25 protein-coding genes and 2 tRNA genes are annotated in these 24,839 nt (G+C 50.4%); 13 read left to right on the forward strand and 14 right to left on the reverse strand.

The genetic code is table 11. The annotated features are described in order from the left end of the window. The 3 genes from KIS29_07345 to KIS29_07355 all read left to right on the forward strand — a co-directional run bounded on the left by KIS29_07345 (position 1) and on the right by KIS29_07355 (position 4,450). Entirely contained in the window at positions 1-1,161 is a 1,161-nt protein-coding gene (locus tag KIS29_07345) for a glycosyltransferase (GenBank protein ID MBX8640133.1), read from the forward strand. A gap of 117 nt (positions 1,162-1,278) precedes the next feature. After that, the gene (locus KIS29_07350; protein ID MBX8640134.1) at positions 1,279-3,285 is read left to right on the forward strand and encodes an APC family permease; all 2,007 of its coding nucleotides are present in this window, start codon (positions 1,279-1,281) and stop codon (positions 3,283-3,285) included. A 130-nt stretch (positions 3,286-3,415) separates the two neighbouring features. Next, positions 3,416-4,450, forward strand: coding sequence for an aldo/keto reductase (locus KIS29_07355; GenBank protein ID MBX8640135.1), 1,035 nt, complete (start codon positions 3,416-3,418; stop codon positions 4,448-4,450). Positions 4,451-4,498: 48 nt separating this feature from the next. On the opposite strand, the gene KIS29_07360 is transcribed toward KIS29_07355, so the two are convergent. Both KIS29_07360 and KIS29_07365 read right to left on the reverse strand, forming a co-directional pair. After that, entirely contained in the window at positions 4,499-5,683 is a 1,185-nt protein-coding gene (locus KIS29_07360) for an MFS transporter (protein MBX8640136.1), read from the reverse strand. 208 nt (positions 5,684-5,891) lie between these two features. After that, positions 5,892-6,569, reverse strand: coding sequence for a hypothetical protein (locus KIS29_07365; GenBank protein MBX8640137.1), 678 nt, complete (start codon positions 6,567-6,569; stop codon positions 5,892-5,894). A 539-nt stretch (positions 6,570-7,108) separates the two neighbouring features. Between KIS29_07365 and KIS29_07370 the strand changes: the two genes are divergently transcribed. The 4 genes from KIS29_07370 (at position 7,109) to KIS29_07385 (ending at position 9,385) form a co-directional block, all read left to right on the forward strand. Continuing rightward, a complete protein-coding gene (locus KIS29_07370) occupies positions 7,109-7,279 on the forward strand; it encodes a DUF2080 family transposase-associated protein (GenBank protein MBX8640138.1) in 171 nt (56 codons plus the stop codon). Positions 7,280-7,546: 267 nt separating this feature from the next. Next, positions 7,547-7,801: a hypothetical protein gene (locus tag KIS29_07375; protein ID MBX8640139.1), complete on the forward strand. Its 255-nt coding sequence runs from the start codon at positions 7,547-7,549 to the stop codon at positions 7,799-7,801. A 34-nt stretch (positions 7,802-7,835) separates the two neighbouring features. Continuing rightward, a complete protein-coding gene (locus tag KIS29_07380) occupies positions 7,836-8,705 on the forward strand; it encodes a hypothetical protein (GenBank protein ID MBX8640140.1) in 870 nt (289 codons plus the stop codon). A 188-nt stretch (positions 8,706-8,893) separates the two neighbouring features. Continuing rightward, the gene (locus tag KIS29_07385) at positions 8,894-9,385 is read left to right on the forward strand and encodes a hypothetical protein (protein ID MBX8640141.1); all 492 of its coding nucleotides are present in this window, start codon (positions 8,894-8,896) and stop codon (positions 9,383-9,385) included. A 49-nt stretch (positions 9,386-9,434) separates the two neighbouring features. Here KIS29_07385 and KIS29_07390 read toward each other — a convergent pair whose 3' ends face one another. From KIS29_07390 to KIS29_07405, 4 genes are all read right to left on the reverse strand, one after another. Beyond that, positions 9,435-9,821 carry a hypothetical protein gene (locus KIS29_07390; protein ID MBX8640142.1) on the reverse strand — a complete coding sequence of 129 codons (387 nt, stop codon included), beginning with the start codon at positions 9,819-9,821 and terminating at the stop codon, positions 9,435-9,437. A 59-nt stretch (positions 9,822-9,880) separates the two neighbouring features. Next, complete coding sequence (locus KIS29_07395; GenBank protein ID MBX8640143.1) at positions 9,881-11,131, reverse strand: ATP-binding protein; 1,251 nt, start codon at positions 11,129-11,131, stop codon at positions 9,881-9,883. A 281-nt stretch (positions 11,132-11,412) separates the two neighbouring features. After that, positions 11,413-11,571, reverse strand: a complete 159-nt coding sequence (locus tag KIS29_07400) for a hypothetical protein (GenBank protein MBX8640144.1) — start codon at positions 11,569-11,571, stop codon at positions 11,413-11,415. A 60-nt stretch (positions 11,572-11,631) separates the two neighbouring features. Continuing rightward, a tRNA-Arg gene (locus KIS29_07405) sits at positions 11,632-11,724 on the reverse strand. A gap of 112 nt (positions 11,725-11,836) precedes the next feature. Between KIS29_07405 and surE the strand changes: the two genes are divergently transcribed. Then, on the forward strand, positions 11,837-12,622 hold the full coding sequence (gene surE, locus KIS29_07410) for a 5'/3'-nucleotidase SurE (GenBank protein MBX8640145.1): 786 nt from the start codon (positions 11,837-11,839) through the stop codon (positions 12,620-12,622). A 31-nt stretch (positions 12,623-12,653) separates the two neighbouring features. Here surE and KIS29_07415 read toward each other — a convergent pair whose 3' ends face one another. Further along, positions 12,654-14,237 (reverse strand): hypothetical protein, encoded by a 1,584-nt coding sequence (locus KIS29_07415; protein ID MBX8640146.1) that lies wholly within the window; start codon positions 14,235-14,237, stop codon positions 12,654-12,656. Positions 14,238-14,421: 184 nt separating this feature from the next. On the opposite strand from KIS29_07415, the gene KIS29_07420 reads away from it, so the two are divergent. Beyond that, on the forward strand, positions 14,422-15,438 hold the full coding sequence (locus tag KIS29_07420; GenBank protein MBX8640147.1) for an alcohol dehydrogenase catalytic domain-containing protein: 1,017 nt from the start codon (positions 14,422-14,424) through the stop codon (positions 15,436-15,438). A gap of 63 nt (positions 15,439-15,501) precedes the next feature. Here KIS29_07420 and KIS29_07425 read toward each other — a convergent pair whose 3' ends face one another. After that, positions 15,502-16,203 carry an alanyl-tRNA editing protein gene (locus KIS29_07425; protein ID MBX8640148.1) on the reverse strand — a complete coding sequence of 234 codons (702 nt, stop codon included), beginning with the start codon at positions 16,201-16,203 and terminating at the stop codon, positions 15,502-15,504. Positions 16,204-16,216: 13 nt separating this feature from the next. Further along, positions 16,217-17,107 carry a hypothetical protein gene (locus tag KIS29_07430; protein MBX8640149.1) on the reverse strand — a complete coding sequence of 297 codons (891 nt, stop codon included), beginning with the start codon at positions 17,105-17,107 and terminating at the stop codon, positions 16,217-16,219. 202 nt (positions 17,108-17,309) lie between these two features. On the opposite strand from KIS29_07430, the gene lsrF reads away from it, so the two are divergent. The 4 genes from lsrF (at position 17,310) to KIS29_07450 (ending at position 19,397) form a co-directional block, all read left to right on the forward strand. Further along, positions 17,310-18,134, forward strand: a complete 825-nt coding sequence (gene lsrF / locus KIS29_07435; protein MBX8640150.1) for a 3-hydroxy-5-phosphonooxypentane-2,4-dione thiolase — start codon at positions 17,310-17,312, stop codon at positions 18,132-18,134. A 278-nt stretch (positions 18,135-18,412) separates the two neighbouring features. Beyond that, positions 18,413-18,485 (forward strand) — tRNA-Glu (locus KIS29_07440). A 503-nt stretch (positions 18,486-18,988) separates the two neighbouring features. Beyond that, entirely contained in the window at positions 18,989-19,189 is a 201-nt protein-coding gene (locus KIS29_07445) for a type II toxin-antitoxin system HicB family antitoxin (protein MBX8640151.1), read from the forward strand. After that, the gene (locus KIS29_07450; GenBank protein MBX8640152.1) at positions 19,182-19,397 is read left to right on the forward strand and encodes a type II toxin-antitoxin system HicA family toxin; all 216 of its coding nucleotides are present in this window, start codon (positions 19,182-19,184) and stop codon (positions 19,395-19,397) included. The genes KIS29_07445 and KIS29_07450 overlap by 8 nt, the downstream gene beginning before the upstream one ends. Before the next feature lie 254 nt (positions 19,398-19,651). On the opposite strand, the gene KIS29_07455 is transcribed toward KIS29_07450, so the two are convergent. The 5 genes from KIS29_07455 to KIS29_07475 all read right to left on the reverse strand — a co-directional run bounded on the left by KIS29_07455 (position 19,652) and on the right by KIS29_07475 (position 24,784). Beyond that, positions 19,652-20,770 carry a transposase gene (locus KIS29_07455; protein ID MBX8640153.1) on the reverse strand — a complete coding sequence of 373 codons (1,119 nt, stop codon included), beginning with the start codon at positions 20,768-20,770 and terminating at the stop codon, positions 19,652-19,654. Between the two features lie 660 nt (positions 20,771-21,430). Further along, a complete protein-coding gene (locus KIS29_07460; GenBank protein ID MBX8640154.1) occupies positions 21,431-21,931 on the reverse strand; it encodes a hypothetical protein in 501 nt (166 codons plus the stop codon). A 77-nt stretch (positions 21,932-22,008) separates the two neighbouring features. Next, complete coding sequence (locus KIS29_07465) at positions 22,009-22,644, reverse strand: helix-turn-helix domain-containing protein (GenBank protein MBX8640155.1); 636 nt, start codon at positions 22,642-22,644, stop codon at positions 22,009-22,011. A gap of 79 nt (positions 22,645-22,723) precedes the next feature. Continuing rightward, entirely contained in the window at positions 22,724-23,947 is a 1,224-nt protein-coding gene (locus KIS29_07470; protein MBX8640156.1) for a hypothetical protein, read from the reverse strand. Positions 23,948-24,124: 177 nt separating this feature from the next. Further along, positions 24,125-24,784 carry a DUF2249 domain-containing protein gene (locus KIS29_07475; protein ID MBX8640157.1) on the reverse strand — a complete coding sequence of 220 codons (660 nt, stop codon included), beginning with the start codon at positions 24,782-24,784 and terminating at the stop codon, positions 24,125-24,127. Positions 24,785-24,839: the final 55 nt, after the last annotated feature.

Below are 24,839 nucleotides of genomic sequence, written 5' to 3' on the forward strand. Positions count from 1 at the left end.
ATGCATTCATTCTCCCTTGCTGTCTCTATTGCTGCAGCCCTCCTCGTCCTGCTCTATTTTCCCATTGCGATAATGCAGGACTGGCTGCTCATCAGGAACAGAAAGACATTCAGAATAGAATGCGACCATTCAGCCAGCGCGGAACAGGGAAGACGTGTACTGTGTGTTGTCACGACAAGCGGGCAGAATCCCATGGTCGTCGAGCACATACTCTCAGTGTTACGCTCCTACAACCTTAGCATAGAGCTCTTCGTGATTAAGGAGGAAAAGGACAGATTCACCTATTCAGCGACCGAAATCACAGTTCCGGGTGCCTATGAAACAGGCAACAGGACAAAACACAAAATGAGGGCCCTGCAGTACGGCATAGAGCATCTGCATTACCTCGGATACGACAGGGAGACCTACATATGCCACCTTGATGACGACTCCCTCGTCACGGAAGAGTATCTTGAGCACATCTTCAGGATGAAGGAGGAGGCGGGACAGGGTTTCCTGCGGCTCAGAAAGACCGGCGTGCATATGCTCTCGACGCTCGCCGACATGGTCAGAGTGTCAAATTGCGATTCATTCTGTCATTTCTTCAATGCAGGTGGCCACCCCAAATCCGTTCATGGAGAGGGGCTGGTGATAAGAGCTGATGTGGAATATCAGCTCGGATGGGATTACGGAACGTATGGTGCGGATGACCTCATCATGGGGCAGCTCATAGTAAAGCAGGGGTACTCGTTCGGCTTCATCCCCCATCCCATATTCATTGCACCGCCAGTGTCCGCCAGGGACTTCTACAAGCAGAGAAGGCGCTGGATCATGTCGATCCTCTGGTCGAGCAGGAGAATCAGGGAAATAGATGCGGTGACGATGGACTGGTTTCTATACAGGTACGCAGTGGGGTGGACTGGCGTGCTCGGCATCGTCGTTTTCGCCTTCGGATTACTGGAAGGGTTTATGCTCCCTCTCCCGGTGGAGGCCATGCTTGTATTCAACCTGCTCAGCTATTTCCTCTTTTATCAGTATGGTTCAGCGAGAACTTCAAAGAAGTACATGATCCCCATGGCGCTGCTCCAGTTTCCGGTTGCGCTCTATGAGGGCGGAACACTGATCTATTCGCTCCTGTTTCCACCGGCCAGGGACTCGTTCGACGTCATAACAAAGGTCTGAATTCAAAACAAGCGATGCCTGCATACGGAAAAACCGGTGCTGGAATTGCTGTTTAGCTTAACTAAAATAATTAAACCAAAATCATTGTAAATTACGAGATTCAGTAAAAACTTTTAAATGCATTACCACTATAAAAGGGATTACAAAAGGGGGCTTTTGAAATTGGTCTCTAGTACTGGAACAACAGCAACAATTGAATCGGACAAGAAACTGAGGAGAGAACTGTCCTTCCGTGACCTTCTGATGCTTTCCCTCGGAGGCATCATAGGTTCGGGATGGCTTTTTGCAGTTCTTGCCGCAAGTGCCGATGCCGGTCCTGCAGTCATTGTCAGCTGGATCGTTGGGGGAATACTGGTACTGTTCATAGCACTGAACTACGCGGAGGTCTCGGGCATGATACCGAGAAGCGGAGCGATTGTGCGATATCCGCACCTGTCGCACGGAAGCTATACCGGTTACATACTGGGGTGGACATACATGCTTTCGGCAGTCACTGTCCCGACGATAGAGGCCGAGGCAGTGGTCGGATATGCAGCAACCTATGTTCCGAGCCTGACGTACAGCACCAGCACGCTGCTCGGCACGGTAACAATACTCAGCGGCACCGGAATCGCCCTTGCATTTGTGCTCCTTGTTTTCTTCTTCTTCCTGAACTACTTTGGAATAAGATTCCTTGGAAAGTTCAACCAGTACGTGACATGGTGGAAATTCATAATACCGGCGCTCACCTTTATACTGCTCTTCAGTGTCTTCAGGGCAAGCAACTTCAGTGCCTATGGCGGCTTTACACCGTTCGGCTGGGGACCCGTGTTCCTTGCCATACCCACAGCGGGCATTGTCTTCTCGTACCTCGGCTTCAGGCAGGCGCTTGAATACGGCGGCGAGGCAAAAAATCCACAGAGGGATGTACCCAAGGCGACCATCGTATCTGTGCTGATAGGCATCGTTCTCTACACGCTGCTCCAAGTAGCGTTTACCGGGGCGATAAACTGGGCCAACATAGACATAGTGAATTCAGCAGGCAAGGTTGTAGGGCCGATAGCTGCCGGGAACTGGGCGGCGCTGAAGTCCACAACCTGGGCTTCCGGGCCTTTCTACAACGCACTCAAATCTTCGGGGCTTGCACTTCTGGGAGCCTTTGCCGTATTCCTGCTGATAGATGCCTGGATTTCACCGTCGGGAACAGGCTGGGTCTACATGGGCACGGGAACGAGGACATTCTACGGTCTCGGTGCCGACGGCTACCTGCCGAAGGCGTTCACCCAGCTCTCGAGCTACAAAATACCATGGCTCTCCCTGATCGCAGCTCTGATTGTCGGCCTGATATTCCTTCTCCCGTTCCCGAGCTGGTACCTGCTTGTCGGTTTCATCTCAAGCGCAACGGTCTTCACATATGTGATGGGAGGCGTTGCACTTCAGGTCTTCAGGAAGACTGCACCGTCGATGAAAAGACCGTTCAGGCTGCCCGGAGCGCTCATACTCGCGCCTATAGGGTTTGTTTCCGCGGCGATGATCGTCTACTGGTCCGGAATAACACTTGTCATCATACTCGTATATGCGATACTCGCAGGTCTGCCGCTCTACATAATACTCTACGGCCCCAATAAGCTCGGAATTAACCGCGGCGTGGCTGCAGTGCTGGGCATTGTCTTCTGGATCCTGCTTGGCGTTTTCTTCTTCTACGGATACAACAGCATCATAACACCGGGCGTCACCGAGGCCACCGGCGGAGTGCCGAGTTCCATAGGCAACGGTATGACCGCAGCAATACTCAACACGAGATTCTTCATATTCTTCGGCGTGACTGCGTTGCTGTCACTCGGAACAACGGCAATCATACACGTGCTTACGGACAAGGAAAAGAAGAGGGAGATCGCCTCGGGGTACTGGCTTGTGCTGTTTGCGCTTGCAATACTCTTGCTTTCCTACTTCGGAGCATTCGGCTTTGACACCGTTATCGCGTTCCCGTGGGACAATGTCGCGGCGATAGTGCTTGCGATTGTGTTCTACATTGCTGCGGTACTCAGCGGCTACAAGACAGATGACATTACAGACATACTCGGTTCAGAGGGGGTTCCTGCGCCCGTTGTTGGAGCATCGGAAGCTGCAGAAGAAAAGAGCTGAAACTGCAGCGACAGGTACCATTCAAACCATTTAATAAACACTTTCCTTCATTCTTGTGAGCACCCCTTTCCATGGGCAGGGACTGTTTTTTGCTTATTTTATTAATCGTGAATATGCATGCGGCAGCCATATGAATACGAAATACCTGGGCAGGACGGGAGTCAGAATAAGCGAGCTGTGCCTCGGCACAATGACATTCGGCTGGAGGGCGGATGAACGAATCAGCCATGCCATACTCGATGCTTTCAGGGATGAGGGCGGAAATTTCATTGACACGGCCGATGTCTATGCGGGAGGGAAATCGGAACAGATCGCCGGAGAGTGGCTGAAGAGGAACGGGAGGGATGATTTTGTTGTCGCCACCAAGATCCGTTTTCAGACATCGGGGAAGGCAAACGACATCGGCCTTTCAAGGAGGCACATACTCAGCGGTGTGAGGAGCAGCCTGAAACGGCTGCAGACAGACTACATCGACCTTTACCAGATTCATGCCTGGGATCCGGCAACGCCGGTGGAGGAAACGCTGCGTGCACTCCAAACACTCGTCGATGATGGGGTTGTCAGGTACATCGGTGCAAGCAACCTCAGGGCATGGCAGCTGCAGCTTGCCCTGGACAGCGCAAGGGAAAACGGTCTGAGCGGTTTCGTATCACTGCAGCCGCAGTATAGCCTGCTCTGCCGCGCAACCGAATTTGAACTCATTCCTGCTTGCAGGCACAATGGTCTTGCCGTAAACCCATGGAGTCCTCTGGGCCGGGGCCTGCTGACCGGAAAGTACAGCAGGGAAATGAAGAGCCCGCCCGAAAACACAAGGATTGGCGCATCCTACAGGGAAGGCAGGAAGGACATCTGGGACAGGCAGAATAACGACCTGACATGGCGTATTGTCGAAACGGTCGGCAGGATTGCGGCAGAAACGGGAAAGACGCATTCCCAGATCGCACTCAACTGGCTGCTCGGCAGGGAGGGAGTGACCTCGCCGACACTCGGCGTTTCAAGCGTCGAACAGCTGAGAGACAATGCCGGTGCTGCCGGATGGAGACTGGAAAAGGGTCACTCCGATGAACTCGACAGGGTGAGCGCACCACAGGTCTCATACCCCTACGACCAGGCGGCCGAGGAGCAGCAGAAGAGGGGCAGGGAGGATTTTCAGGCACAGGAATGAAAAGAAGGACCATTTCAGATATAGCCGGCCGGACAGCATGATTATTGCTTATCGGACAGCGGCAATCCGCACCGGCACCTTTCTGAATTCCATCCTGTAGAAGATCACAGCTGCAAGAGCCGTTACTGCACTCGCCATGTACATTACTGCGATATAGCCGTTGAAAAGGCTGAAACCTAAACTCACAGCAGAGGTTGCGAGTACGCCCCCTGCGAGCGGACCGCCTATGCCGGACAGGGCCATAAGCGATGCGAGCATCCCTGCGGAAGCACCTCTTTCGGATGAGCGCTCGACCACATACCGCAGTCCGCCGACATACATGAATGCCCATGCCACACCGAGGAGTACCTGGGTCGCTGCCAGCTCGTCAAAATTCCTGGCAAATGCGAAGGAAACAAATGTCACGGATGAGAGCGCAATGCCAAGCTGCACGAGGTATCTCGGCTGCATGCCGCGCGTCAGGAATCGCATGGAAAGCACCTGTACGACCGAATTGAGGACGTATATGAACGAAACGAGTGCAAGCCTTACGCTGTAGGGGTAGTAGGACGGTGTGAGCTCAAGGCTGAAAATCGGAAAAATTGCCCAAATAGCAGTCGCACCGAAATGCCTGAGCGACAGAGAGATATACGCCGCCCTTCCCTTTCTGAAAACACCACGCGGAAAGAAGTGCATTCTTCCCCTCCGTCTCCTGAGTTCTGGCGCTCCGAGCGAGACGAAGAATGTTGCAAACAGCAGGATGGCTGAAAGGGCAAAAACAGGAGAAAGAAGTTCCCGCCCGATCGATTTGCCCGCAAACAGGTATATCACGATGCCTGCAAATCCCTGGCCTATCGCGGAGCCGAGTGATGCAAAGGAACTGAAGCTGCCAAGATCCCTCTTGAGATCTATTGCGTAGGCGATGAGTGAACTGCTTGAACCGGCGGAAAGCCCAAGAAGGAAGCGTACTGCCAGGAGCTCTGCAGGGCTGTCGGCGAGCAGCTGCAAAAAAGCCATGAGAGAGGCAAACAGAAGGCTGATCATCAGCACCGGCCTTCTGCCATAGATATCCGATAGGCGGCCTAGCGTGTAGTTGCTTACCAGGAGAGCAACGCTGTAGGAGGCGACAATTGCACCGATTTCGGCGCTTGAAGCGCCTATCTCCGAAGCATAGACAGGAATGAAGAGCGTCGAGGATGTGTACGCTATGTTTGTCAGCAGCTGCATATGCAGGTCGCTGTTCCGGAAATTCATTGCAGAATCTTCCCATGCGATCTGTTATTAAAATGCTTGACAAAATCCGTGTTTCGGCATGAAGCAGGACATGACTGGCAGGACCCGAACATGACACCTGGCAGGTCCGGCAGGCAGGGCATGTGTTGCGGCAGCCGGGAAGAGAAATCCGAAATCATTCTTTTCACTGTTTTTCATGGGATTCGAAGAGGTTTTCCGGCACCTTTTCCTATTGCGCGATATCTGCTGCATGCAGCCCGTAGTGGGACACAAAATGGACTATCAGCAGAAAGACAATGAATAACGGAACCAGCAGCAGGTCGGTGAAGCTCACCACCGTTTCCGCGTACCAGAATGCAGAGAATGTGAGGAGCAGGGCTGAAACAAGCATCTTCATGTTTGCCTGCTTTACCTTCCTGACCTGTGAATGCAGGGCTGCCGCGGCAATGACAACCACCGCCACACCGAAAAACAGGCCGAGAAGCGTGGAACTGTAGCTGTTTGGATAGAGGGCTACGAGGACGATGGCAGCCTCGAACGCTTCGACAGCACCAACTGAGAAACCTGTGGCCAGTAATCCCTTCTCCTCCTCATCGTGGTGGCCGCCCTTCCACTTGTTCAGACCTAGCGATGTTCTTACCGCCCTCCTGGCACTCCTTGTCAGTCTCAGCCCGAAGTAAAGGAGGAGGGTTGCGGAGATTAGCCTGACGTAAACAAGCGGAAGAAGAGAAATATAATTTCCGATGATTGCGGTCGGTATGAATATGACGAGCGCGCCTGCCGCAACGGCCAGAAAGGCAGATGAATCCCGTGTCTGCGCATACAGCGCGATGCCGACAGCCGCGGCTTCAGCCATCTCCAGGAGGGTTATACCTGCAGCCGCCAGGAAAATGCCAACATCAAGCATTATCTGGCAATAACCGGTGCTATTACTTAAAATATAAGCGGAGACAGCAAACGGATTGCTCTACGACCCCGACGATTCTCATCCTCCCCGCAGGGTAGAGTCTGGCTTCTTTGCCCCCCGTTTCTGTCGGTATCATGAAGTCAGTAATGCCGCCATCCCCACGACATGCCGGGACATGTTTTTTATCACCCGCGTGAATTTCATACCGCATTTTCGCAGGTATCAACTGAAATCATCCGGTTCAATGACTTCAAACTGTAACCCTTTGTTTCCCCTGAAACGCGACATCGCACCAGCCGGCAATTCACGAAAACCGCAGCATGGCCGAGGACAGGGCCTTTGCTGCATGCTTAATTCTCTGTCCGTATGACCGTTCATATGCACTCCAGTCTCTTCAGGCGTGCCCAGGTCTGGAGTACTGTTCCCTTTACTTCTTGACAATGAAATCGAACGCATTGTGAAATCTGTCAAACAGCTATTTAGTCAGTACAGGCAGTAGCATTTCTGTGCATTGTACATATATCAATATGCCAGTCGTTATGAGAACAGTTGAGGTCGTTGACGGCAATCTGCAACTGTCAGACGAGGTTGTTGCAGTCATAGAGAAGGAAGTGACAAAATTCGGTACAGGGGCAAAGGTTGACTGCCCCAGGAAGTTCCTGGGGAAAAGGGTCTATCTTGTGATATGCGAGAAGGGAAGAGAAAAATGACGTATGTCGCACTATCATCCGTGCCAAATATCATATATCCACCTTCAGCAAAATCCTACAGTACTGCAGACTATGTCCAGTGTCTGTTCTGTGAAGCGCGGTACTGTGGACGCAGAAAAATGTCATGGCCATGCACCGCAAAGTGGGGGCACGGAAGCAACTACAGACGGATAAATGAGGGGGAAGGCAGGAAAGATATTGGTCGGGCAAGGCGGCCAGGGGTCGCCGCCGCCGGTGCCTGAAAACAGTCGTGGTGAAGCAAATAAAATGACAAAACACAGGCGGAAGTATCTGATGGCTGCACTGGTCGTATTGCTGTTTTTATCAGCCACCACAGCATATGGTGGCCAGCATCTGACTGTAAAGCCGAATGCAATGCAGAATGTGGTGAGCAGCGGTTCCGCAGTTAACACGCAAGATAAGCAGCTGGGCATTACCATGGACGCCGTCCCTGGTGCCGATGGTGGCGGTCCGTCGATTCCCCAGCCATCCGGTGCTATAGTCATTTGTTCCGGTCTATAATGCATTCGTGTCGCACAGTACCACATCCGTGGTGGTGAACAATTCTGTAGTTTTCCCGACAGGGTCATTTTCAAGGATCACAGTTACGTTCTTCTGCACATACGTGAGCAATCCGTTCGATACGAGCTTTATTGTCGAGGTCGATAATGTACAGATTATTGCGGGAAACACGCTTGAGCTTGAGAACACATCCGTTACCCAGAATGTAACCGATTATTATTCCATACTGCAGGGTACTGCAAGTGTTTTGGTAACATGCCCGCAATTTAATCCAGGATATTCATCCTATCTGTCGGCCTGGTTCACATTCTACGGCGGCACGAAAGCCCCGCAACCGAATGTTGTCCTGCCTGCCTTTACTTCCGCCGCATTTCCCACGCCGGGAAATGCATTCCCGGTAAACGTGCCCATTCCGTTCAATGTGTCCAGATATGCCAATGTGACGTTTCCGTCAGACATCACCAATGCTTACATCAATTTTTATGAGCAGCAGAATGGAAACGATGAATTCTGGTACACATTGCAGCCGCCGTTCAGGGAGTTCAGAATATTTATCAACGGCACGCTTGTCGACACCACACAACCATATCCGAACATACAGGCAGGCGGGGGCGACCTGTTCCTGTGGCACCCGATACTTGCAATAGGTGCAGAGTTGTATCCGCCGCATGTGATACAGCTTGCTCCATATCTATCGCTTCTTCATGGAAAGCAGATGATCCAGGTAGAGGTCCTTCAGGACGAAAACCTCTGGATCAGGGTTGCGCTGAATTTCATGATAACAACGGGTAGCCCTACAAAGGCTTCAGTGCCTGCCACATCGTTCCAGTTCCTGAACGGTATACGCAATCTCCAGCCACCAATGCAACGACGGAGAGCATACCGCCTACTGCCACATATCTGAACGATTCCGAATCCGTCAGTGAGACATTTACCGCACATGGTTCTCAGAAATCTGCGTTATGGAGCAATGCCAGCATATTCAAGAAAACAGTATCGTTCAACGCAAATTCGACTATATTTGATCCAAATTTCAACATCACCGGATCCACGCAATACGGCACAGGTGTCGTATACAATCAGAATTTCGCCATGTATGAGTACATCAACACAACATACCAGACGGACAGCACTTACCACGCTTCGATGCGAGGACATGCACTACAGGTAATAACGACAACGCAGAAAAGCGAGTACATCCAGGTCAACGGGACGGACGTTTTTGATTTCATATTATCCTCGCCGTTTTCCATTCTAATCGGCTTCAATGTTACGCAGATACGCAACATCAGTACGACGGTGACAGTATCAACTATTACCGGGTCAGGTTATTTCACAACATCGCGGACAGATGTGAACAGCACAATAGTCAATGGCACAGAGGCGTTTCTCGGTGAAATCAATTCGGAATTCGAGATCACGGCATTGCTTGCCAATCATGCCTACACCCAGAAGACGGTGAATTCAATATCAACGGTCAACGGTCAGGTTACTGCATCCTTTGATTTGAAGGAAATAGCTGTCAATGATTCCCTCGTAAACAGAAATGGGACGCTGATTTACTATCAGGTTTCATCGACCTGACTTCTGTGTTCGTTCCATACCCTGCTGTTTCAAACCATTTTCCCTTTTTTTAATTTCCAGGCTGAAAAGCATCGCAGGCCGCCATGCAATTGCCTGCTATCTGCCCTCCTTTCCCTTTCTGCGGATCAAACTGTCCGTCGGTTGTTCCGAACCGCACCATGTCATCATGGATGCGGTTGGAATCTATCCCTTGGAAGTCAGGGTTTATGGAAGGAAGATCGTGCGATGCCGTGGAATCGGAAACGGCAGTGGACGCGCCCCGGAAAGACACCAGCGAGAACCTCATGTTGCGAGTTCTGTGGAATGCTGACTCAGACCGATGGACACTTAGCCAACCTTCCATGAAACCTGCCAGTCTATCCCTGAGAATGTGGCATTCGTTTACTGAAACAAAGACTGCCACAAAAACTGAATATTCAACATAGACGGATGCCATAAGGGATACCGCTGGTTTCAGGAAACATGGCAGAGACCGGAATTCAAGTCGTATATCTACTAAATACCTGGATAATTGGGTCCTAAACTTGTGCTGTCTTGCTCAAGAAACCACTTCCACACAGGCTTTATCGCTATCTTCCTTTCCGAGAACTCCATCTCATCCTCCTGATTGCAGGTCAGCAGCAGACCCTCTTTAAGCCCGAATGTCTCCATCGCTTCAACCAGACCTTTGATTTCACGATCCCTGTTATCGTCATCAATATCATAGCACACCTGAATGGCCCTGACTATACTGTTTCCTTCCCTGACAACGAAATCACATTCTCTCTTTCCCTTATAATAATAAACCTGCCGGCCATGTCTGCGCATATTCAGGAAAACCTGATTTTCCAGAATTCTGCCCTTGTTTGGTGTAAACGAAATAGAATTTGCTCTGTATAATCCCGAATCTATAGAATAAACCTTTTTCGGACTGATTGCCTGTTTTTTCATTGAATAATCAAATCTTGAAACTGTAAAGAGCAGGTAGCTGTCCTCCAGGTATGAGACATACGCAATCGCACTATTAGTAGAGCCAAGATTGAACATCTTTGCCAGCTTGTTGTACGAAAACTCGCCCCCCGTGTTGGACAGCAGGTACAGAGCCATTTCCTTCACTGTTTGCGGGTTTCTCAGCTTCTGTCTTACAACTATATCTCTTGCCAGTATATCATTCAACAGTTCCTGGAGTATCTCGTTTCTGCCATACCTGATGTATTCCGGGAAACCTCCCATGCGGGTATATTCACCGAAGGAATCCGGTCCGGCAGCTGAAGATGTGAATTTCAGGAATTCGCCGTACGAGAAGGGAAAGAGTTCGTGCCTCAGATGCCGCCCCGTCAGTTTTGTTCCCAGTTCCCGGCTCAGGAGCGAGGCGTTCGAACCTGTGATAACAAAATGTTTTTTCCGATCAAGCATCGAGCGAACGAATGTTTCCCATCCATTGATGTTCTGGATCTCGTCAAGCAGATAAATATCGAACTTTCCGTATGCCTCGGTGAGTGCACTGTCGAGCTTCAGCAGGTCTCCGCTTTCCATCCCGGCTGTTCTTGGATCTTCAAAATTGAAGTAAGCAAAACACCGGGCATTCCTCATGACCTGACGAAGGAGTGTACTCTTTCCGCAACGTCTTATTCCTGAGATCATAATTGCAAACGGCAGATTTACATCTATTCTGGACAGTTCATCACGGACAACACCTGTGTCCATAGTTGGAAGCTGCTCTTTCTGAGAGTTTACAACACCCTGCAGAGTCTCCTTTAGAATCACTGGATAATGTATGCATCAGTACTATACAATATTATGCATTTGTACTGAACATGACTCGTTAGCCATAGAGAAATAGTGGAATTTACCATCCTGACCGATGGCGCAATTTCTACATGCAGGTTTACTTATGATTACATCCATTGCCAGTTCTGTGGCAGACTGTTCCGTTCCATGAAACTTGACCGTTTATGCTTCGGGATATGGCATTCATTTTCTAAATCACAGGGGACACTGAGCACGGCCGTGTACCATACCGTCTTGTATTCAAGCTGTTTCCTTTACTAGACAAACGGCGTGTCTGAAATGGCAGCGGCAGGATGACGGTTCTTCACCATGCCGCCTGCATTCAGGTCTTCGACATCAATAACCGGCTCGGCATTCAGTTTCCCATAATAGCGATGAACATCCCTGCCTCCCGCCAGATTACTGTGCTTCGACAATACTGTCTTGAAATAAAGAAACAGCGTGTGTATAGGTTAGTATTTGCCGATTATGTTCAGCGGGCCCGCCGGGATTCGAACCCGGGACATCTGGCTCGCATCCGTTTCGTGCGTTAGAAGGCCAGTGCTATATCCGAACTAAGCTACGGGCCCGCATTAAGCGTATAGTCTGCATTATTAAAAATGTGTGTCGCAATGGTAAATATGCCGTTTACTCATGGATCTAAATAGATAACAAAAAAATACTGCGAGTGTATGAACAGCTATGCTGCTGTTAACAAACGATGACGGCGTCTACAGCCCGGGTCTGATTTCACTTTCAAAAGCACTGTCACCGATATCGAAACTGAGAGTTGTCGCTCCGAGGGGGGCGCAGAGCAGCACGGGAATGAGCATCACGTTCCACCGCCCCGTCAGGCTCGGGAAGGTGAAGTCGAAGAATTATGAGGCACTTGCCGTCGGCGGAACCCCTGCAGATTGTGTATTCCTCTCCGTTCACAGGCTCCTGAAGGGCAGGAAAATAGACATGATTGTTTCAGGCATCAACATAGGAGGCAACCTGAGCATGCAGTCATTCTTCTCATCCGGAACGGTTTCCGCTGCAATGTCCGGAGCCATAATCGGAATAAAATCCGTAGCCTTCTCCAAGGAGATAGAATCGGAGGATGAGCGTCTCAGTGAGGCTGAATTCAGGGATGCGTCATGGTGGGCGGCAAAAATAGTCAGCTTCCTCCTCAAAAAGGGTTTTCCGGAAACAGTGGATCTGCTGAATGTGAACTTCCCCGTCAGGACAAGGAAGGGCACCGGTGTAAGGATAACGCACATGGCCAGGGAAATGTTCGACGATTATGTGGTGGAAAGGGAGGATCCGCGCGGAAACAAATACTACTGGCTCGCAGGAACGAAAAAGAAGAAATTCGAAAGGGACACCGACCTGAACGCAGTGCTTGGCAAATCAGAAATCAGTATTACACCGATAAGCGTCAGGTCGATACAGCATCCGGACAGGAAATCGATTGCGGCACATTTCTCGCCGCTCAATGCGGAATGACGCGAAGCCCTGGCAGAACACGGAAGGCACATCACTTCAGCCCGGATGCTTCTGTTCCCTCCCTCTTTCCCGACGCGCCGGAGGGTCCAGCGCCAGCTACAGCCGATATGATTGTGAATGCGAATGTGGATATTATTATTGAAACCAGCGCGAGTACATATATGGTGCTCCCGAATTCTATGCCCGATTGCAGAATCAGCACGGATATTGCCGCAACGGTGACCCCCTTCGGCATCGTTGCCGCAACAAGGCCGTAATCCTTCCTGATGCTGTCTGTCGAATATCTGCTGAAGAATGCAATCGGAAGGCCGAACGAACCGCTGATGTAACGTAGCACAAGGAAAAGTGGGCCCATGGCCAGAATCAGTATCACTGCTCCCGTAAGTTCTCCCGAAGGAATGGCCTGAACGCCCTTCGGGGGAGCGAAAAGCATCATCCCCAGCTCAACGCCGATGCTGAAGTAGAATACAATCCTGACGAGGAGCTCGAACTCCTCGTGGAAGAGCATCATGCCGGTGAATGTCCTCTTGCCCGTTGCGTCTGCGTCCCTGTCGAGTACGAGTTTTTCACCGCCGGGAAAGAGGTAGCCTATGAAGAAACCAAGATAGAGCAGGCCTATGAGCGCGAAAAGCACGTTTGCGAAACCGGCGAAGGATGTAAGGTTCAGTATTTCCTCAAAAACAAGAAGGGCTATGCCCAGGACAATGCCGTAGAGAATCATCCCCATTCTGAGCTGCTTTTCATTCATCTCACTGCCGTCCGAAGCTGATTCGGTAACTATGTCATTCATGGAGAAAACAGCATACGCCTTGAGCCTTGTCCTGCCCCTGTCCACCAGCCGCCTCTTGACAAAAAACACTATTATCTTCGAACCGGCAAAAACAAGAACCGGGATTCCTGCAAGCACAAAGATCAGCACGATTGAGTGGTACTGTATTACACCCGCGAGGGAACTGTATGTTGTGGCAAGAAAACTGGCGAATGTGGGGTTGTAATTGCGTATATAAATCTGGTTATAAAATATGGCGACAAAGAGCAGCAGCACCACGCTGTTTACCGTCGATTCAAGCTTAAGCACACTGGTGAGTTTTGTAACATGGTCGCTGCGCCTTCCTCTCTCCGAAGACAGGTCCACAAGATGGTTCAGATAGGGAACAACCACGGCGGCAGAGGTCTCACCCAGAAGAGAGCCAAGCAGCGCTCCCAGTATCCACGGCCAGCCTAGCAGCCATTGACAGACATACCCGAAAAGTATTGCAGACGGTATGATATCGGCGAATGCCATTACCACGCCCGCAACCGCAACTCTCAGTCCGGAACCTCTGAGTTCTTTCACATCAGCTCCCAGTTTGAGACCCATGCCTGAATAAATCAGGACAAGAACGAGGTCTGTCACAAGCGGAATGGAAAAATTATTCAGGAACGAAACGAAGGAGTGCGGAAGCACGAGTATGCGATGAACTATGAAAAAGGCGAAGAGGAGACCGCCAAGAATCAGCACTATCACCTGGAAGGCTACACCTGAATTGAATTCATAGATGGCAAACGCAAGTATGGAACCCATCAGTATGAGATAGGTCGCGAACAGAAGGACCAGATCTGCGGACGGATACACTGTGGCCGTTTGATATTCCTCCTATTCCTGACGTCGGCTAATGGTTAATAAAGATATTTCAGCAAAACTCGGCAGCATCGAAGGAGAAATCTGTGAACATATTAAAAGGATACAAGTGGGGGCGGCGTATTTGCGGCACAAAATACAGACAGTTATATGTTTTAATTCCGATTCCGCAGCCGGTATGAAGACATGCGTAATCGGCAACAGGAATAATGTCGACATTGTAGAGACGGAGACACCGCACATATCAGAGGGAGATATGCTCATAGAGATGAGGGCATGCGGAATTTGCGGTACTGACATTGAGAAGGTCAGGGGAAATTACAGCTCGAGGATCCTGGGGCATGAAGCTGTCGGCATCGTGGCGAAAACAGGAGCAAAAGTCAAGGGTTTTCAGGTCGGAGACCGTGTTTTCCCGCACCATCATGTCCCGTGCTATCAGTGTCACTACTGCAGGAGAGGAAGCGAGACGATGTGCCCGCATTTTTCCAGGTCCAACCTGGATCCTGGCGGACTGTCCGAATATTTTCGCGTGCCTGAGTGGAATGTTGAAAGAAATGCGGTATTCAGAATACCAGACACCATGAACTTCAGGACAGCAGCATTGATTGAGCCATTTGCCTGCGTTGTAAGGAGTCTTGGAAAGACTGTTCTGAACGACGGTGATACGGCGGCGGTTGTCGGCGTAGGCCCGGTCGGATTGATGCACGTCGCTGCACTGAAACTGTACGGCAGATGCAGGATCGCTGCAGTCGATGTTTCGAAGAGCAGACTTGGTTTCGCCGGCGAAATCGGAGCAGGATTTACATTCGGTCCGGCCGAGAGCGTGGAGGGCGTGCTATCGATTACGGATGGCATCGGCGCGGACACAGTCTTTGTCGCGACCGGGAACAGGGACGCGATTGCTGCAGCACTGGCAATGGTCAGGAAAGGTGGAAGAGTAATACAGTTCGGTCTTCCGCCTCCAGGGCTTGCACTTCCGGCGGACTATTCGGAAATATTCAAGAGGGAAATCTCAATAGTAAGCACCTATTCTGCGGTTGAGAAGGATGTCGAGAAGGCAATTCGCATCATTGCAGGGGACACCGCGAATTTTGAGAAACTCATATCGCACACGTTCAGGCTGGAAAACGCCAGGGAGGCGTTCGATCTGGCAGAGAAGGCGGATGACGCGAGGAAAATAGTCATAGAAGGATGAAGGCGGGAGGAGGCGGAGACGCCGGAGATGCAGAGCTGAGCTGCAACAACAGGCGCTGTGCGGTCAGTCATCCTTAAGAGTGAAATAGATGCGCCTGTTTGATTTCCCCTTGTTTTCGAATCTGACAGGAATTATGCCTTTCAGTTCACCGAGTCTTTTCACATGGACACCGCCGTCCGCCTGAATGTCCAGCCCGGCAATTTCGACGATCCTGAATTTTTCAACCTGCGGGGGCGCAGTACCGGCAAGTTTTATCATTGACGGTATCTTCATCGCCTCGTCCCTGGGCATGAAATACGATCTTACCTCCGGATTCCTCTTTATTTCGCTGTTTACAATATCTATGTAGTGATTCATGAGATCCCTGTCGAGCGTTTCAATGCTGAAATCTATCCTTGACTCCTGCGGTTCTATTTTGTTGCCTGTAATGAGAGCGCCGCTCTCCCTGTTGAATACGGCGCTGAGCGCATGAGCTGCGGTGTGCATCCTCATTATCCTGTATCTTCTCTCCCAGTCGAGCACACCCTCTATCTCCATTCCGGGGGAGAAAACCGAAGCATCCTCCACAACATGCTGTATGGTTTCAGAATCCTTCAGTGTATCGGTGACTCTCACGCCGGACAGCATGCCGGTATCGCCCACAAGTCCGCCGCCCCTCGGATTGAAAGCGGTCCTGTCGAGTATGACCCTGCCGCCGTTCACCTCCATTACCCTTGCCGTGAACTTCGAAATGTACGCATCGTCCCAGAATATCTTGTCAGTCATTCAATCCTCACACTCACCGGCCTGCCCAGCAGGCGTTCCTGGATTTGTCATACCACGCATTTACATATTCTCCGGTTGATATTTTGTTGCAGACGAAATGAGCATCGCAGTAATCACATATTTCCTCATTCCCTATGACCCAACCGGTGCCCGGATCCATATCCGTCTTGAGCTCGACCATTTCTTCAGACAGGCCCATTGTCAGCGTATCGAATGCGTCCGCAGTGCACTGATTGCATCCGGAAGAACATGGGTAGGGTTCAACCGTGTAGAACGGACCGTTGACACCATCAACAGTGTCATGATAGTCGCAGAAATACGCGCACGAACTCTCGTTGGAAAGAGTAACGGTTACTCCCGGAGGCAGAAAGATGTTATATGCACCTCTTCTTCCCACATCTGTTATACTTCCTGACGAAATCCATGAGGCAAGCTTTTCCTTAATCTGTGAATTGGTCACAACCGAAGGAGGATCTTCAGGAACGGTGAAGCTTTTAGCCAGTCTCCCGATGCCGACGTTGTACTGACGCAGGCCGCCGGAATAGCCCGGGCTCGTTTCAATATCGGAAGTCGCTCTGTCCACCCTTGCAATCCATGCGCTGTTCTCCGGAGCGGCAAAGAATTTTCCCCAGTAGACGTTTATCCAGGAGTAACCGGTGCCCCAGAGCGGACCGCCGTTGTACACAATATCCGGAGAGGCCGCCTGGACAAGAATTCTGTGATCACAGGGCTGGGCGTAATGCCTTATTCCTGACGGATTGCTTGATATCGTTAGCCTGTAATCTATCAGCGGAACATTGAAGGCTGTTTCGTTTCCTCTTACGCCGATATGTGAAAAGGAAGTGATCTGCGAACCGCAGACAGGGCATGTGGAAATATCTGCGCATGACTTGCATCTCTTCATCACAGAGACAGAAGACTGCATCGTTATTTTAACTTTCATAATCCGCGCGTGCTGCCGACTGGAAGAGCAAGGGGAGGAATGAAACGCCATCACTGCACGCGGACCGTTTATCAGGCAGTGCTTCATCCTATCAGCGCACGCGGAAAGCAGAAAGGTTATTAATCCACAGAAATATGCAACAGCACCATCGAAGGGAGATCAAATGGACTGGGGAATGAATAACCGAATCTCGAGAATGATCAAGCCCTCCACCGGACGCTCTGTCATGCTGGCCTGCGACCATGGATACTTTATGGGGCCGACGCACAAACTGGAGAATCCACGCAGGACGATAGAGCCGCTCCTGCCCTATGCCGATGCGCTCGGCGTCACCAGGGGTGTGCTGCGCACTTCTGTTGATCCGAGGTCGGACATACCTATTCTTTTGAGGGTTTCAGGCGGATCCAGCATCCTCAAGGAGGATTTGAGCGATGAGGAGATCACTACTTCGATAAAAGATGCACTCAGACTGAACGTATCAGCTGTGGCACTTTCCATTTTCGTCGGGAGCAGCCATGAGAAGCAGTCGCTCGTCAACCTCTCAAAACTGGTAGATGAGGGGGAGGAGTACGGGATGCCGGTCATGGCTATCACCGCAGTTGGCAAGGAACTCGAAAAACGCGACGCAAAATATCTTGCTCTCGCATGCAGACTTGCGGCTGAAATCGGAGTGCAGATGGTAAAGACATATTACTGTGAAGACTTCGCCAGGGTGGTTGACGGCTCTCCGGTGCCCCTTGTGGTTGCCGGCGGACCCAAACTCAATTCAGTGGAAGATGTGTTCAATCTGGTTCACAATGCGCTTGAGGATGGAGCGGTGGGAGTGGACATGGGCAGGAACATATGGCAGAATGAAAACCCTGTCGGCGTGATCAAGGCCATAAGAGCCATAACACACGAAAACGTAAATGCAAGGGAAGCTCTTCAGATGTTTGACGCCGAGAAGAGTGACAAAACTAAACGAGTGGCTAACCCGGCCCGTCTATAACCCCAATAATGTTTCGCGGCTGATTCGGTCCATATACGCACCGCATTGACGATCGGTTTCTGTGTATTCACCGGTCCGGAACATACCGCCCGCCGGTGCCCATGTAGCCAGAAGACGGATAAGAATCTCACCCATACCTGCCGTTGAAAATTGTGAATTGCGAAATCAAAGGAGCGGAAACCACTAGTTGTGCATCTCAACAGAAAAGCGATCGGCTGAAGCGGCTTCGGAGGAAGTTTTAAGCCGAAGTCATTATACCAGTCCGGATACGCAACAGGGCTCCCGTAGTGTAGCGGCCAATCATCTAAGCCTCTCGAGCTTGGGACTCGGGTTCAAATCCCGACGGGAGCAAATTAAATTTTCGAACACAAACCCGGGTTCGATTTCATAGCCAGGGAAAAGAAACTGGCAACTATCCAGCATTTTGACACAACCATTTGTGGAATCCTTCCAATGAACCAGTCGCTGACGAATGACCTGAGCACGAGTTCTGTGAAATTGTTCCACGTCTTCGGCAATGTCCAGCATGCGGAGAGAATGTGTTCAAGCGAAGTCTCTCCATCCCACGCCCTCCTGCCGCCACTGACAGTGCGGCGCAGCACACAACGGTGCCATAGGATTGAACGACAGTACAACTGCCGTGGTTCACATGTAGAGCACGGCCCTGCATATATATTTTTAATAAGGACTAGATAAAATTCTGTTGAACAGGCACACGATTCACGCTCATTTGCCAAAAAGATGAACAGTCACAAGAATCTCATTGAAGATGCCACTCCGGCGAATTGCAGTTTTCAACAGTAACTGGAGATATTGTTAATATCTTGAACGTGCATAATACAATTGTGGAAAGGATGAAGTACAGGGTAATGATAGAACGCGACGAGGATGGCACGTACGTAGCCAGGGTGCCAGACTTGCCTGGCTGCGCCACGGAAGGCAAGACACGCAACGAGCTTATGAAGAACGTCAAGGAGGCTATTCAGGCATACCTGGAAGCACTCAAGAAACACGGCGACCCTGTGCCTGTTGAGATGGTGCAGGTAAGTGTCTAGGCTTTTACCGGAGAATTACGATAAGGTAATCAAAGCCCTCACCAAGCTAGGCTACGTAGCCATACACCAGAAAGGCAGCCACATTGTAATGCATCTTGCCGACAGGGAAAAATATGCAGCCATTTTTGGAGAGAGAAAGCCCGAAAGCATGATAGTGGTTCCAGCTCACATGCCCATAGGCAAGGGTATGATAAGAACCATAATATGAGAAGCGGACATAAGCGTTGATGAATTCAACAGGCTGGTTGATTAAAGTATTTGACCTGACAGTAGTCCCGCACATTAGGTGCCGCGACGGGCCGGAGCATGATGATGCCCGTGACTTCGCAGATTTCAGAACATGTTTCAGCATGAGCAATGTGAAGCATGGGCTGAAGAGTTGCGTCATGCAACGGAGTTCAGCCGTCTGATTCCTGCATTATGCGGTCATGGACCGTTTCACGTATCATTGTGAATGGCATATCAGGAAGAGACGTATGCCGTGAATACCTCCTTCTTCAGCTCTTCGGCGAATTCGTATGCCCTCATTCCACTCATGCCCTTCTCTGTCTGCACCGCCTTCAGCAGCGTCCATATGTTCCTGAGTATGACGGAGAGGAGGAGATAGAAGATGCGGATGGCATCGCTGTGCGATGTTGTCATGCCTGTGAACTCATGATCGTCTATCCTGTAGCCCGTCTCTATCCCCCAGCGTGCGTCGTAGTAACGGCATATGCCGGCTATGTTGCCGTCTGTCACCGGCATGTTCGTTACATAGAGCCAGAATACCTGTTCCGATCCCGGTTTGCTCTTTTTTGGCACCACCTCACTGCTGTCGATGATGATGAGCGTCGTTGTGTCTGTTATGCGCCTGTATGCCGTCGTCCATTCGATATGCCTGAAACGCAGGCCGTGTGCCGCCTTCACCTCCCGCTCTATTCTGTCATCTGTTTTTATGGGCATCAGGTAGCTGACGCCCATGCCTGTCAGCATGTGCCTGATTTCGACTGATGAAAAGCCTCTGTCCATGAGCAGGTGCCTTATGCGCACATATTTCGACGATTCATCCAGCAGCCTCATCACTACCTTCGGCAGGTTAGAGAATGCATTGTACTCTGTTGCCGCAATCTCGAACCTCATCCCATTCTCCACAACACAGAGTGTTGCAATCCTGTAGAACCAGGATGTACCGTTCTTGTGTTTGCCGCCGACGACAAGCTTTGAAGTTCTCTTACCGTAGTACTCTCTGTCGTTGCAGTCGATGGCGCATGTCACGGAATGCGTGAACATGCGCATCCTCACTGCCTTTGAGAGAACATCACTGTTTATTTCCAGCAGCTGCCTTTTCACATCGCGTGCCGGCATCCTGTTCAGTTTGCGCCTGATCGTGTCGCCGGAGGGAACGGGGAGGAGCCATGTCCTCCTCATCGTTTCCGCGAATCCGTCGACGAACCTGTGTGCCATGGCAGTCAGAACAAGCACTGCCAGATAGGCTCCCTCCGGATAGTCCGAATTGCCTGCAGGCAGCTGAAAATGGCGTTCAAACCGCTTGAGCACAAAATCCTTAACCCTTCTTTCGTTTACATTCTCTGTGGAGTGCATCCCTTCACCCAAACAACGGAATGCACTCTCACATCAAAAAACAGTGCCAGTGCAGTAATTTCCCTATGCGGGACTACTGCCTGAGGATTACGGGTTTTTCCTAAGGCACAATGTCAATCATCTTGTCAAAAAGATTCTGGCTGCGTGTATTTGCAAACAGCAATTGAGGAATGAAAACCCTGTAATGCCGGCAAAATTTTTCTTCTCGCAAGGGATTTTGCCAGCCCCGCGGTTAGCGCCGATCAGGATGGAACACGAACGTGAGAAAGTAACGTTGATACACAGCTGAAGAAATATCGATTCAAGAGCTTTGTCAAATGCTGCTGTTCAGTAAACCGGGAATTGTTTATGCCTGTTTTGATTTTCCAAGTTGTTATATATAATGAAGCTAGAAAAAGACGAAAAACCCGACCATGGATTTAGGACATTCAACCCATGGGACTCGGGTTCAAATCCCGACTGGAGTTGACCGGCTTGGATCCTCGTGTTCAAACGCGATTGAAAATGATTCGAAGACCGTCTCATACATCCATTTGAACTCAATTCAGGACAGACTTTCAGGTGAGCATTACAGTTCATGAACTACACACGTCACCGCTCGTTACAGAATATGCTCATTCATCGTTGGCAGGCTGCAGTCGAAGTCCTGTTTTCCCAATTTCAATGGCTTCGACTGTTTTCAGACACCTTCAGGGCTGCATATTTGCCCGCAAGTATGGAGAAAGGATAAAGCAGAAGCTCCTCAAGGAAGATATGGTGCTGAAGCCCCTCGATGATGGAGACGGCTTCTGCGTATCCGGCATTTCTAGCGATTCCCAGCAGGTTTTCCGCTTTCCCCTCAATGTCTGAATGTTCTTTGAGAAACTCATTGTAGGTTTCCGTGAGCTTGTTTCCCAGCAGAGACAGCTGCAACAATTCTTTTTTACCGGCGTTCCCTTCTATAAGACCTCTTATCGAAGACAGCAGTGTAATGACCGTTTTCTCCTCTTCCGCCACATGCGGCACGAGCGCCTTCAACAGGTTCCCTGCCGATTCGCCCATACTGCCGTCAATCGTGGAGAGAGATTTTAACGACTTCAGCAGTTCACTGTGTTCCTGATCAAGATGCTTCTTTATGTCGTACTTGAACTGAAGATGCAGATTCCCTTTACCTGAAATCATATTAAGGACCTGCAGCGATCCAGAGCATCCGCCGGCATATAGGTTTACCCTAAAACGTCAGGAACGCTGGCATAGGATTAATTCCACCTGGTCTGAAAATAGAAGGCGAGCACATTCTTTTCCACCCGCCTGAGGATCTCGGAAAGGGTGGGAGGAGCTATGTGCAGGCGTTCTGATAGGCTGACGAGAGTGATCTTTTTGGGAAAGTCGAAGTAGCCGAGTTCAAACGCTATTTTGGCTATTTCATGCTGGCGGGCCGTCAGCTCCCTTTTTGATTTGAGATTCCTGACCGAGACCACCCTGTAATTCAGTTTACCCTCATTCATCTTTTCAGAGAGCAGGTTGAGCGTTTCAGATCCGCTGATAAGCAGGTTCCACTCCATCTTTCCTTCCCCCCTGCTTTCTGCCGAAATGACGGAACAGTTCGGCCCGGCGAATATGGAACAGACGGGGCACTTGTCCGTGGTTATGGCACCCATTATCCTGTTTGGCTCTATCTGAACGAGATCCACTCCGCTTATTCCATCCATGCGGGAGAACACATCAAAAAGCTCTCTGATGCGGGCTGTAGTGGTGATTTCGACGAAGTCCTGGATTTGCCGGTCCTTGCTCGTCCCCCTTAAGTCCATTATCCTGATTTTGGATGAATGCTCGGTGCTGATATTCTTCACCCAGTTGTCTGGAAGATCCACCTCTATGCGAACTTCGATCATCTTCTGACCGAGCATACATAATTCGAACGGCTTCTTATCTGTGTCCCTGACCTGCCGCATTGCTGAACGGCCGATCGCCTTAAGGTTGGATGTCTGCCTGACCCTTCGCTGTGTCCTTCGTCCCGTTCCTCACACTCTTTTCCGACCTCATCATGACTTCGAGCAAGAAAATTATAAGTGCGGCAAATACCGGCCATCCGGAAAGGCCGACAAGAATGCCGTTTATGGGAATGCTGGCAAACAGCTGCACTATCCCGCCTCCGACCCTGACGGCATTTCCAGCGGTAAGCAGCAGCAACGGAACAGGCGAAAATCTGTCTGTTTTCAATCTCCTTCCCGCAACGGTGGGCATTATTATCGGGCCATGTGCGAGAATCATGGTGAGTACAAAGCCCACTGCAATCGAATGTATGAAAACGTCATGCGTGTCTACGCTGCCGAAACTCAGAAGGTAAATCAGCGAGAGAATGAGGCCCAGAAAGAGCCAGGCATATGCTATCCTTGTATGCATCGAGACATATCTCTGCAGCGGCATCGCGGATCTGGACAGAATGTTAAGGTTTCTCCGTTCGGTGCCATAGACAGACGCTGTGCCGATTGCCATCAGTATGATGCCTGCAGCAACAAGCATGTATCTGTATTCCACCACAGAGAAGGGCAGCGACAGCATGAACAGCGCAGCGGACATGGCATAGAGCGCCAGGGATGTTTTGAACCGATTTTCGGAATAGCCCTGTGAAATGAATCGGGTGAGTTCTATCCTCTCACCTATGATGAATATTACAGGAAATGAGAGCAGCAGCATGTCATAGCCAACCGGATAGGTAACTCCGAATACAGGGGAAAGGAGTTCAGATGCCCACAGATCGATGCCGGACAGTATCATGAATCTGAACGATGTCTTCATGTTGGAGAGACCGGAAAGCAGTTTCAGTGTTGCGATGAACAGAGTGCTGCCAAGCAGGAGAAATAACACGCCGGAATAGGAAAGGAGAACAGAACTGAGGGAAATTCCGGTAGTTACAAGCAGGGTTCCCAGAACCGTGAAAGGGACCATCAGGGAAAGCATGGATCTGCGCCTTGCCGAAATGGATTCAAGTGTAGTGAAACTTGCTACCCGTTCGGTCATTATTATGACAGCAATGAAGCCGAATACGACAAGCAGCGGATGGAATCCGTAGATTCCGGTGAAGACAGATGTCCTTATGTTCTCCCTTGCCATCAGCCTGAAAACGCCGTCCAGAAGGCCAACTATCATAAAGAGTATTGAGAATGCCAGGAAAATCCTAACCTGCTTTTTCAAACAGACCCGCCTTCGTAATGATCATTCATTGCCCATATGGGATGAAACGGCTCACTGTCAAGTTCTTTTGTACTTCGGCCGGTCGCTGCTTCGACCGGTCTGAGAAGTGGGTTTATCACAGGAATAACCGCGCCTGCCGGATGCCAGCCTGCCCGATGATTGAGAGCATTGAGCACGTTACTGCTCGAAGAGTCCCTTTTCAATCATTTCTGAAATCCTGTCATGGTCGCTTTCGCCCGGAGGAGGTACAACAATGTGAAGGATCTGCATGTCCGTTGCAGCCTTTATACCGCGCTTACTGCCGCCTTTGACAACAACCATATCGCCCTGTCTTACGCTGAACCTGGAAGAGGATGCAACAACTTCACCTTCGCCCTTATAGACAAAAATCATCACATCGTTTGCCGGAGTATGTACGGGAATGAACTGTCCTGCCCTGAAGTATGCCATTATGACGCGGTATCCCTCAGCTGAAAAAACAGGCACAGGAGAGAAGGAGTGCTCATCATATGTTCTCTCCTTTTCTATATTGGCAAATACAAAATCCCGTTCGTTTCCCTTCGCTTCAGAATCGCTGGCCGATTTTTTCCTGAAGACGGCAACCCACTCCGAATCATTCTTTTTGTACGCACTGTATGCCGATGAGTCGAAATCTTTCCGCTCATGTTTCATGAATTGAACGAGATGCACTGGTTCATGGTCGTTGACGACGAGCATTTCCCCGCCTGGCTCGAGTCCGTCGAAAATTCTTTCGATGTGGTTATGCCTCGCCGCGGGAGGCATGCTCCTCACATCAACAACAGTAGGCTCCGGATGTTTCTTTTCCTGATATGACATGGAGATTAAATGACGGCGTATGAATTAAATAGATGTGCCCTAACGCATTAGGGCA

Origin of the sequence: Candidatus Sysuiplasma jiujiangense (assembly GCA_019721075.1) — an archaeon.
Lineage (GTDB): Archaea > Thermoplasmatota > Thermoplasmata > Sysuiplasmatales > Sysuiplasmataceae > Sysuiplasma > Sysuiplasma jiujiangense.

Coding starts and splice junctions, on each gene's coding strand:
- KIS29_07345 (MBX8640133.1), top strand. CDS start 1: ATGCATTCATTCTCCCTTGCTGTCTCTATTGCTGCAGCCCTCCTCGTC.
- KIS29_07350 (MBX8640134.1), top strand. CDS start 1,279: ATGCATTACCACTATAAAAGGGATTACAAAAGGGGGCTTTTGAAATTG.
- KIS29_07355 (MBX8640135.1), top strand. CDS start 3,416: ATGAATACGAAATACCTGGGCAGGACGGGAGTCAGAATAAGCGAGCTG.
- KIS29_07360 (MBX8640136.1), bottom strand. CDS start 5,683: ATGAATTTCCGGAACAGCGACCTGCATATGCAGCTGCTGACAAACATA.
- KIS29_07365 (MBX8640137.1), bottom strand. CDS start 6,569: ATGCTTGATGTTGGCATTTTCCTGGCGGCTGCAGGTATAACCCTCCTG.
- KIS29_07370 (MBX8640138.1), top strand. CDS start 7,109: ATGAGAACAGTTGAGGTCGTTGACGGCAATCTGCAACTGTCAGACGAG.
- KIS29_07375 (MBX8640139.1), top strand. CDS start 7,547: ATGACAAAACACAGGCGGAAGTATCTGATGGCTGCACTGGTCGTATTG.
- KIS29_07385 (MBX8640141.1), top strand. CDS start 8,894: ATGTATGAGTACATCAACACAACATACCAGACGGACAGCACTTACCAC.
- KIS29_07390 (MBX8640142.1), bottom strand. CDS start 9,821: ATGGCATCCGTCTATGTTGAATATTCAGTTTTTGTGGCAGTCTTTGTT.
- surE (MBX8640145.1), top strand. CDS start 11,837: ATGCTGCTGTTAACAAACGATGACGGCGTCTACAGCCCGGGTCTGATT.
- KIS29_07420 (MBX8640147.1), top strand. CDS start 14,422: ATGAAGACATGCGTAATCGGCAACAGGAATAATGTCGACATTGTAGAG.
- KIS29_07425 (MBX8640148.1), bottom strand. CDS start 16,203: ATGACTGACAAGATATTCTGGGACGATGCGTACATTTCGAAGTTCACG.
- KIS29_07430 (MBX8640149.1), bottom strand. CDS start 17,107: ATGAAGAGATGCAAGTCATGCGCAGATATTTCCACATGCCCTGTCTGC.
- lsrF (MBX8640150.1), top strand. CDS start 17,310: ATGGACTGGGGAATGAATAACCGAATCTCGAGAATGATCAAGCCCTCC.
- KIS29_07445 (MBX8640151.1), top strand. CDS start 18,989: ATGAAGTACAGGGTAATGATAGAACGCGACGAGGATGGCACGTACGTA.
- KIS29_07455 (MBX8640153.1), bottom strand. CDS start 20,770: ATGCACTCCACAGAGAATGTAAACGAAAGAAGGGTTAAGGATTTTGTG.
- KIS29_07460 (MBX8640154.1), bottom strand. CDS start 21,931: ATGATTTCAGGTAAAGGGAATCTGCATCTTCAGTTCAAGTACGACATA.
- KIS29_07465 (MBX8640155.1), bottom strand. CDS start 22,644: ATGATCGAAGTTCGCATAGAGGTGGATCTTCCAGACAACTGGGTGAAG.
- KIS29_07475 (MBX8640157.1), bottom strand. CDS start 24,784: ATGTCATATCAGGAAAAGAAACATCCGGAGCCTACTGTTGTTGATGTG.